1 protein-coding gene is annotated in these 1571 nt (G+C 37.9%); it reads right to left on the bottom strand.

Annotated features, from left to right (window positions below):
* Positions 1–202: 202 nt before the first annotated feature.
* Entirely contained in the window at positions 203–1507 is a 1305-nt protein-coding gene (locus tag ACFFHF_RS11910) for an IS91 family transposase (protein ID WP_083967595.1), read from the bottom strand.
* Between the last annotated feature and the right edge of the window lie 64 nt (positions 1508–1571).

The raw sequence follows: 1571 nt of genomic DNA, 5'->3' as shown, positions 1-1571 counted from the left end.
TAAGAAAAACCGGGCATAGCCCGGTCCTTTTCATGGTTAGAGAATATCCGATAATTTGTACTCTATGCCATGTACCCCTTTATAATACTCAGGATACATTTCACCCCCACATTTTTCACATGCAAACATAGGAGGAGTTGTCGGATCTCCATCATCCATTAAATCGAAATCCCTTACCACGTTAATAGGAATCTCTTCTTTCTCATGACACGCCAAACAAACATAGTTGACGCTCTGTTGCTTGGACTGGTTTAGGCTTATGTTTTTCTTCTTTTTCTTTCCCTTTTTGCGGGTTTTTGATACCGGTGAGATCGTTAATCATCCTTTCTAAATAAGCTCTTGTAGTTTTGCATAAGGCTACCTTTATTTCTAATTTACCATTTTCAAGGCAGACTTCTCCCTTGTATTCATAGTAACATTCACACCTCTGACAAACGAGAGGGTCTTTCTTGCCACTGGCTACTATTCTTTCACGCCACGTCTGGCGACGTAAGGTTTTCTTAACTTTTACAACCCAACGTCTTGCTTTTTGTTGCCAAGTACTCAACACTTTTTTACACAAGTTTTTTGATCTTCTAGAATACATACCGTAATGCCGAATAGTTTTAAATTGCTCGTCTGGGATATGGCGAATTAAACGTGAAATAAATTCTTCGACACTTACGGTTTCGGATTTGTCTTTTCCGTCAGTTTTATCCTTATATTTGAACGTAACGAATTGCCCATCATATGCCTCAATCCGATTGATTCCAATCGCTGGTCGACGAATATAACGGCCAATATAACGAAGTTGTTCTTTTATTTTTCCCCTCTGTTTAGGTGCATACACATAGAAGCCTTCGCCATTATTGGTGAACGCCTTTTGAAGTCTTGGTTGGATTCTTTTCTTTTCTCTTGGTGAAACTCCGTTTCTAATTAATTTTAATACGACCGTTTGCCATTGTTTACGAAGCATCGTAAATGGCAAGAAATCATACTGCTTCCATTCTCCTTTTTCTGTTAATCCACCCATTGTAACTAACATATGTACGTGAGGATTGAAGTTGACCCTTGAACCAAAAGTGTGGAGTCCAGCAATAATCCCAGGTGTTACCTTTGCTTTCTTTTTGAAGAAGTCAGTAAGTAGTCTTGCAGAAGCATCCATTAAATCTTTTAATAGATGTCGGTGAAGGAGAAATACATCTCTTAGTCCTTCATCAATCGTAAAAATTACGTGCCGATGATTAACCTGAAGAACATCTTCAGTAAGTAACCTACTCCATTCTTCACTTTCTCCAACAGAGCACGTGGTACAAAATCGACCTTTACATCGGTAAGGAACCTTTCGCACATCATGACAACCTTCACACACAAATAACTTAAATCCATTTTTGATATCCCCACAATCTCGAAATTTCTCAACCTCCTTAATTACGATAGGGCGGATTTTAGCACCGTGTTTTCTTTTGAAAGCTTCCCAATGTTGGTGTTTATCAAAAAATATTCTTCTCAATATATTGGTCTCCATAAAATGAAAATACCACAGCTTAAATGACTGTGGTAGACCCAAATTTTTATACTTTCTTATCTTT

It is taken from the genome of Robertmurraya beringensis (assembly GCF_042433785.1).
Classification (GTDB): Bacteria; Bacillota; Bacilli; order Bacillales; family Cytobacillaceae; genus Robertmurraya_A; species Robertmurraya_A beringensis.
This window is presented reverse-complemented; position numbering and strand designations above follow the sequence as displayed.

Excerpts from the sequence above, each read along its gene's own strand:
- ACFFHF_RS11910 (WP_083967595.1), bottom strand. The coding sequence starts at position 1,507 with ATGGAGACCAATATATTGAGAAGAATATTTTTTGATAAACACCAACAT.